Source organism: Monashia sp. HAY1-2A (assembly GCF_056755315.1).
Map to the genome: position 1 here is coordinate 1 of NZ_JBNDHY010000189.1, position 7842 is coordinate 7842.

The 7842-nt window shown below is 70.9% G+C and carries 7 protein-coding genes; 6 read left to right on the top strand and 1 reads right to left on the bottom strand.

The genetic code is table 11. The features are described 5' to 3' along the window. On the bottom strand, positions 1-1044 hold a 1044-nt coding region (locus ACPYOM_RS19640; protein WP_481347243.1), incomplete at its 3' end, for an AI-2E family transporter. Between the two features lie 329 nt (positions 1045-1373). On the opposite strand from ACPYOM_RS19640, the gene ACPYOM_RS19645 reads away from it, so the two are divergent. From ACPYOM_RS19645 to ACPYOM_RS19670, 6 genes are all read left to right on the top strand, one after another. After that, positions 1374-1454, top strand: coding sequence for a 3-isopropylmalate dehydrogenase (locus ACPYOM_RS19645; protein ID WP_141821957.1), 81 nt, complete (start codon positions 1374-1376; stop codon positions 1452-1454). Positions 1455-1567: 113 nt separating this feature from the next. Next, positions 1568-2632, top strand: coding sequence for a 3-isopropylmalate dehydrogenase (locus ACPYOM_RS19650; RefSeq protein WP_481342881.1), 1065 nt, complete (start codon positions 1568-1570; stop codon positions 2630-2632). Positions 2633-2787: 155 nt separating this feature from the next. Further along, positions 2788-3885, top strand: coding sequence for a branched-chain amino acid aminotransferase (locus ACPYOM_RS19655; RefSeq protein ID WP_481342880.1), 1098 nt, complete (start codon positions 2788-2790; stop codon positions 3883-3885). 177 nt (positions 3886-4062) lie between these two features. After that, complete coding sequence (locus ACPYOM_RS19660) at positions 4063-5652, top strand: amino acid permease (protein ID WP_481347244.1); 1590 nt, start codon at positions 4063-4065, stop codon at positions 5650-5652. 1 nt (position 5653) lies between these two features. Beyond that, a complete protein-coding gene (locus tag ACPYOM_RS19665; protein ID WP_481342878.1) occupies positions 5654-6415 on the top strand; it encodes a FadR/GntR family transcriptional regulator in 762 nt (253 codons plus the stop codon). Positions 6416-6424: 9 nt separating this feature from the next. After that, positions 6425-7792 carry a glutamine synthetase family protein gene (locus tag ACPYOM_RS19670; RefSeq protein ID WP_481347245.1) on the top strand — a complete coding sequence of 456 codons (1368 nt, stop codon included), beginning with the start codon at positions 6425-6427 and terminating at the stop codon, positions 7790-7792. Positions 7793-7842 lie beyond the last annotated feature (50 nt).

Here is a 7842-nt window from a genome sequence, read left to right on the forward strand (position 1 = left end):
CTGCTGGTAGACCGTGGCGAAGATGACGATCCACAGCGCGCTCAGGGGGTTGCCGAGCAGGGTGAACAGTGCCGGGAGGGCCACGCCGATGTAGGTGCCGATGGTCGGGATGAACTGGCCGACGATGCCGGCGAAGAGGCCGAGCGGCAACCAGAACGGCACGTCGACGAACCAGAAGAACGTGGCGTGGAACACCGCCGACAGGGCTGCGAGCAGCACCTTGGACACGACGTAGCCGCCGGTCTTCTCCACCGAGATCGTCCAGACCGTGATGAAGACGCGCTGGTAGCGCTGCGGCAGCCAGGACCCGATGGTCTGGCGCAGCCGCGGGCTCTCGGCCGACAGGTAGTAGGCGAACACGAGGATCGTCAGCGCGTCGAAGACGAACGTCAGCACCGACCCGAAGACACCGAGGATGCCGCCGCCGTACTTGCCGGCCAGCTCGCCGAACTTGTCGGGTGTCAGGGACAGCGCCTTCTGCAGCTGGGCGAGGTCGAACGACGTGTGGAACGTCGCGTTGACCCAGTCGAGCGCCGCTGCCCCGGCGTCCGGAAGCCGGGTGCCGAGCTGCGAGAGCTGCGAGGCGAACACGGCCCCGAACAGCTCGGCCAGCCCGCCGAGCACGAGCAGCATGCCGAGCATCGTCAGGCCGGTGGCGAGCCCGCGCTTGACCCCCCGCCGGCTGAGCCAGAGCACCACCGGCTCCATGCCGATGGACACGAGCCAGGCGAGCAGCAGGAGGAAGAGGAAGGAGCTGACCGACTGGAAGACGGTGACCGCGACCCACAGGAGGACGAGCGCTGCCAGCACCGTGGCGACGACGCGTCGGGCGTTCGACGGCGTCACGGCGACCCATCGGGCGCGCTCCTCGAACCGCTGCTCCGGGTGCACCGCGTGCGCGAGGTGCACCGCGTGCCCGGCAGGGGTCGGGTGCGCGGACGGGTGCGGGCCCGGCTCCGTGGTCCGCTCCGTGGTCGGCTCCGCGGTCGGCTGCGAGGTCTTGTCCGCGGCGGGCGCGGGCCCCGGCTCGTGGTCAGCGCTCACGCGCCGAGCGTACGGCGCGGGACCTGTCGAGCGGGGGAGGCCGGAGCGGGTGGCCGTCCCCGCGTCGCCTGCGCCACACGCCCGTCGTCCTCCTGCACGGATGCCGGACGTCGCGTCTCAGTTTCTGGAAACCCCCTTTACCCCCCAGTAGCCAGGCGTACCGTCGAACGCATGACGCGGCAGCTCGTACTCCTCATCGCCAGCCGCGGCGAGTCCCAGTAGTCAGCGACCTCGCCGCGGAGATCCCGCGTTCCCCATCGCTGACGGTTCGCCCACCCGGGCTCGAGCCCTGAGACCACACATGAACTGGCACGAAGGATGTGATCCCCATGAGCGATGACGCCATGGCCGCCCGACAGGCGCTGCAGGAGTCGATGGACCTGCGCGACCAGGGCCACACGGAGGACTGAGCTCCGCCGAAGTCCGTCGACGAAGGCCCCCGCACACCCGGGCGGGGGCCTTCGTCGTGCTCAGGACATGAGACGAGCGTTCCACATCACAAGACGGCCTCTAGGCTTGCAGCATGGGAGAGACGCAGGTCAAGGATGCCTACTCGATCGCCGTCATCGGAGGTGACGGCATCGGTCCCGAGGTGGTCGGCGAGGCGCTCAAGGTCCTCGACGCCGCCACCGGCTCGAGCGGGCCGAAGTTCGCGACGACCGACTACGACCTCGGTGCCCGCCGGTGGCACGCCACCGGCGAGACGCTGCCCGACTCGGTCCTCGACGAGCTGCGCGGCCACGACGCCATCCTGCTCGGGGCCATCGGGGACCCGAGCGTGCCGAGCGGCGTCCTCGAGCGCGGTGTCCTGCTGCCCCTGCGCTTCGCCCTCGACCACTACGTCAACCTGCGCCCCGCCAAGCTGTTCCCCGGGGTGGCCAGCCCCCTCGACGTCGCCCGCGTCGCGCCGGACGGGATCGACTTCGTCGTCGTCCGCGAGGGCACCGAGGGCCCGTACGCCGGCAACGGTGGCGGGCTGCGCGTCGGCACCCCGGCCGAGATCGCGACCGAGGTCAGCGTCAACACCCGCTACGGCGTCGAGCGTGTGGTCCGCGACGCCTTCGCCCGGGCCCAGGCCCGCCCGCGCCGGCACCTGACCCTCGTGCACAAGCACAACGTCCTGACGCACGCCGGCCACCTGTGGCGGCGCACCGTCGAGGAGGTCGGGGCCGAGTTCCCCGAGGTCGAGACCGCCTACCAGCACGTCGATGCGGCGACGATCTTCATGGCGACCGACCCCGGCCGCTTCGACGTCATCGTCACCGACAACCTCTTCGGCGACATCCTCACCGACATCGCCGCCGCCATCGCGGGCGGCATCGGCCTCGCGGCCTCGGGCAACATCAACCCGGCGCGCACCACGCCCAGCATGTTCGAGCCGGTGCACGGGTCGGCCCCCGACATCGCCGGCCAGGGCAAGGCCGACCCGACCGCGGCGATCCTGTCGGCGGGCATGCTCCTCGCGCACCTCGGCCTGGACGCCGACGCGGCCCGCATCGAGTCGGCCGTCGCCGAGGACCTCGCCGAGCGCGGCGACGCGCCGCGCTCGACCTCGGCCGTCGGTGACGCCATCGCCGGCCGTCTCTGACGTCGTCGACGACTCCTGACTCTCGACGACTTCCGACGAGTCCCCACGACTCCAGGACGAGGCCGGGCCGGTCGACCGGCCCGGCTTCGCCGTCTCACCATGTGGGCGATAGCCTGCAGTGGATCACCGCCGACCGGCTCCCGTGGAGGTTTGACATGACCCAGCTGTCCTTCGAGGTCACGCGTCGCGACGACGTCACCCCGCCCGAGCGCGTCGCGGAGATCCTCCGGAACCCCGGCTTCGGCAAGGTCTTCACCGACCACATGGTCCTCGTCGACTGGTCCGCCGACGCCGGGTGGGGCAACGCCCGGGTCCAGCCGTACGGTCCGTTCCGGATGGACCCGGCCGCCGCCGTCCTGCACTACGCGCAGGAGATCTTCGAGGGCATGAAGGCCTACCGGCACGCCGACGGCTCGATCTGGACCTTCCGTCCCGAGGCCAACGCGGCCCGGTTCGCCCGCTCGGCCCGGCGCCTCGCCCTGCCGGTCCTGCCCGAGGCCGACTTCATCGAGTCGCTGCGCCAGCTCGTCACCGTCGACCAGGAGTGGGTGCCGGCCGGCGACGCGGGGGAGAAGAGCCTCTACCTGCGCCCGTTCATGTTCGCCTCCGAGGCCTTCCTCGGCGTCCGCCCGGCCCAGCAGGTGACCTTCTCGGTCATCGCCTCGCCGGCCGGCGCGTACTTCCCCGGCGGCCTCAAGCCGGTGACGCTGTGGATCTCGACCGAGTACGCGCGTGCGGGTGCGGGTGGCACCGGCGCCGCCAAGTGCGGCGGCAACTACGCGTCGTCGCTCGCCGGCCAGCTCGAGGGCATCGAGCACGGCTGCGACCAGGCGGTGTTCCTCGACTCCTCCACGCACACCTACATCGAGGAGCTGGGCGGGATGAACCTGTTCCTCGTGACGAAGGACGGGCGCATCATCACGCCCGAGCTCACCGGCACGATCCTCGAGGGCGTCACCCGCAGCTCCATCCTCGAGATCGCCAAGGAGCTCGACCTCGAGCCGGAGGAGCGGCGCATCCCCATCGAGGAGTGGAAGGAGGGCGCCGCGAGCGGCGAGATCGTCGAGATCTTCGCGTGCGGCACGGCGGCCGTCATCACCCCGGTGGGCGAGCTGCGCTGGGACGGCGGCTCGGTCGACCACCGCCGCGAGGGCCACGAGGACCGCTACGCAGAGGCCATCCGCTCCGCGCTGCTCGACATCCAGTACGGCCGCGCGGAGGACGCCCACGGCTGGATGACGCGCCTCGTCTGACGCCGCGTCGCCGCCGACGGGAGAGGACCCGCCCACCGAGGCTCGCCTGTCAGCGAAGGCCGGCGGAAAAGGTTTGAAGCGGAACCATTGACGCCGCCGCTTCTGCGGGTATTTGATGCCACGCATCACATGATGCGGCGGGCAAAGGTCCGCCGCCTGATGTTTGCGAGGTAGTGCATGAGCGTTCCTCCGTCCCCTCCCGTCGGTCCTCCACTCGATCCGCCGCTCGACACACCGCTCCACACACGGCCCGGTCCGGCCGCCGCCGCGTCCGCCGACCACCACGACGACGAGGGTCTGCTCGCGTCGCTCGGCTACAAGCAGGAGCTGCACCGCGGCATGTCGGGGTTCTCGAACTTCGCCGTCTCGTTCTCGATCATCTCGATCCTCGCCGGCTGCATCACCAGCTACGCGATCGCCATGAACGCCGGCGGCCCCGTCGCGATCTCCATCGGCTGGCCGCTCGTCGGCGTCTTCGTCCTCTGCGTCGCGCTGGCGATGGCCGAGGTCTGCTCGGTGTACCCGACGGCCGGCGGCCTCTACTTCTGGGCGGGGCGCCTCGCCCGCCGCAACAAGCGCGTCTGGGCCTGGTACGTCGGCTGGTTCAACTTCCTCGGCGAGGTCGCCGTCACCGCGGCCATCGACTACGGCGCCGCGGTCACCTGGATGGCGCTGCTCAGCCTCGTCGTCGACCTGCAGGTCACGGCGGGGTCGACGTTCGTCGCGTTCCTCGTCGTCATCGTCCTGCACGGGCTGCTCAACACGTTCGGCGTCGACCTCGTCAAGGTGCTGTCGAACGTCAGCGCGTGGTGGCACCTCGTCGGCGTCGCCGTCATCGTCGGCGTGCTCGTCGTCGTGCCCGACAAGCACCAGGACCTCTCATGGACCTTCACCCACTTCGAGAACCGCACCGGCTGGGGCGCGCCGTTCTACGCCTTCCTCATCGGCCTGCTCATGGCGCAGTACACCTACACCGGCTTCGACGCGTCGGCCCACGTCGCCGAGGAGACGAAGAACGCGTCGGTCGAGGCCCCCAAGGGCATCGTCCGCAGCGTGTGGGTGTCGATCCTCGCCGGCTGGGTGCTGCTCGTCGCGGTCACGGCCGCGATCCAGAGCTACGACGGCGCGCTGCACACCGACATCGGCCTGCCGCCCGCCCAGATCTTCATCGACGCGGCGGGTCGCTCGCTCGGGATCTTCCTGGTCTTCATCTGCGCCGTCGCCCAGTTCTTCTGCGGCATGGCCTCGGTCACCGCGAACTCGCGCATGTCGTACGCGTTCTCGCGCGACAACGCGCTGCCGGGGTCGCGGTGGTGGTCGCAGGTCAACCCCCGCACCGGGACGCCGACGAACTCCATCTGGCTGTGCGTCGGGTGCTCGGTCGTCCTGACGGCGCCCGCGCTCGCCTCTACGACCGCCTACCTCGCGGTCACCTCGATCGCGGTCATCGGCCTCTACATCGCCTACGTCGTGCCGGTGTTCCTGCGCCGCCGCAACTCCGACTTCCGGCCGGGCCGGTGGAACCTCGGCCGCTGGAGCGCCCCCATCGGCTGGGTCTCGGTCGCGTGGGTCGTCTTCATCGTCGTGCTCTTCATGCTCCCGCCGGCGAGCCCGGTCACGGTGGACACGTTCAACTACGCGCCCGTCGCGGTCGGCGTCGTCGTCGTCTTCTCGACGGTGGCGTGGTTCGCCGGTGGTCGCCGGCACTTCATGCGGGACGTGCCCGCGGGGCACGACACCAAGCCGGCCGCGGAGATCTTCGGCTGACATGGAGCCCGTCGGGGGAGCCCAGACGCCCCAGCCGCTGGGCCTGACGGCGTTGCCGGACGCGGTCCTGCGTCCGGCGTCCGGCAACGCCTTCGAGCACGCCGTCGAGCAGCTGGCGCGGGCGATCCGGCTCGGGGTCCTCCCCGACGGCGAGCAGCTGCCGCCGGAGCGCGAGCTGGCCGAGCGGCTGGGCATCGGGCGCAACACGCTGCGTGACGCCATCGCGGCGCTGCGCGAGTCGGGACTCGTCACGACCCGGCGCGGTCGCGGCGGCGGCACGTGGGTGACCTACGACGGCGCCGTCCACGCCGCGACGTGGGAGCGCCGGGCCGCTCCGGTGCGCAGCGGTGCGGCGATGGTCGACGCGCTGACCTTCCGCCGGGTCGTCGAGCCGGGCGCCGCCTGGCTCGCGGCGTCGCAGCCGCTCGCGGGGGACCAGCGCGCGTGGCTCGCCGACAGCCTGCGCGCCGTCGACGAGGCGGCCGACGACGCGGCCCACCGGGTCGCGGACTCGCGCCTGCACCTGGCCATCGCGACGCTGTCCGGCTCGCCGATGCTCGTCGACGCCGTGACGCGGGCCCAGGCGGCGCTGCACGACATGCTGACCGCGATCCCGGTCCTGAGCCGGAACATCGAGCACTCGAACACCCAGCACCACGACATCGTCGCGGCGATCCTGCAGGGCGACCCGGAGCGTGCCCGGGCCGTCATGGAGGAGCACTGCGACGCCACCTCGGCGCTCCTGCGCGGACTCATCGGATAGGACCTGCACATGGCAGCAGCCCCGACGCTCACCCTGGACCAGCTGCGCGACGAGATCGGCACGGGCCGGATCGACACCGTCGTCGTCGCCTTCACCGACATGCAGGGCCGCCTTGCCGGCAAGCGCCTGCACGGGCACTACTTCCTCGACCACGTGCTCGAGGCCGGCACCGAGGGGTGCAACTACCTGCTCGCCGTCGACGTCGACATGAACACGGTCGACGGCTACGCCATCTCGTCGTGGGAGCGCGGCTACGGCGACATGCTCTTCGACCTCGACCTGTCCACGCTGCGCCGCACGCCCGGAGCGCCGCACTCGGCGACGATCCAGTGCGACCTGGCGTGGCTCGACGGTGGCGGCCCGGTGCGCCAGTCGCCGCGCCAGGTCCTCAAGGCCCAGGTCGACAGGGCGGCCGAGATGGGTTTCCGCGCCTACTGCGGCACCGAGCTGGAGTTCATCGTCTTCGAGGACTCCTACGACCGGGCGTGGGACCAGGGCTACCGCGGCCTGACGCCCGCGAACCGGTACAACGTCGACTACTCGATCCTCGGTGGTGACCGCGTCGAGCCGCTGCTGCGCGAGATCCGAAACGAGATGTACGCGGCGGGAGCCACGGTCGAGGGGGCCAAGGGGGAGTGCAACCTCGGCCAGCACGAGATCGCCTTCCTCTACGACGAGGTCGTCCCCACGTGTGACAACCACGTCATCTACCGCAACGCCGCCAAGGAGATCGCGGCCCGGCGCGGCCAGTCGATCACGTTCATGGCCAAGTACGACGAGCGCGAGGGCAGCTCGTGCCACGTCCACCTGTCCCTGCGTGGTCTCGACGGCGGCGTCGTCTTCGCCGACGACGCGCGCCCGCACGGGCAGAGCGCCGTCTTCGACCAGTTCATCGCCGGTGTCCTGGCGACGATGCGCGAGTTCACGTACTTCTATGCTCCGAACATCAACTCCTACAAGCGGTTCCAGCCCGGCAGCTTCGCCCCGACGGCCGTCGCCTGGGGTCACGACAACCGCACCTGCGCGCTGCGGGTGGTCGGTCACGGTGCCGGGATGCGCGTCGAGAACCGGGTGCCCGGTGGTGACATGAACCCCTATCTCGGCGTCGCCGCGATGCTCGCCGGCGGCCTCCACGGCATCGAGCAGGAGCTCGTCCTCGAGGACGCCTTCGAGGGCAACGCCTACACCTCGGACAAGCTGCGCGTCCCCTCGACGCTCCAGGAGGCCCGCGACCTGCTCGACGGGTCGACGCTGGCCCGCACGGTCTTCGGCGCCGACGTCGTGGGGCACTACGTCAACGCCGCCGACGTCGAGATCGCCGCGTTCAACGCCGCCGTCACCGACTGGGAGCGACGCCGAGGCTTCGAGCGGCTCTGACCCACGAGAACCCCTGTCTCTTATACACATCTGACGCTGCCGACGACGGA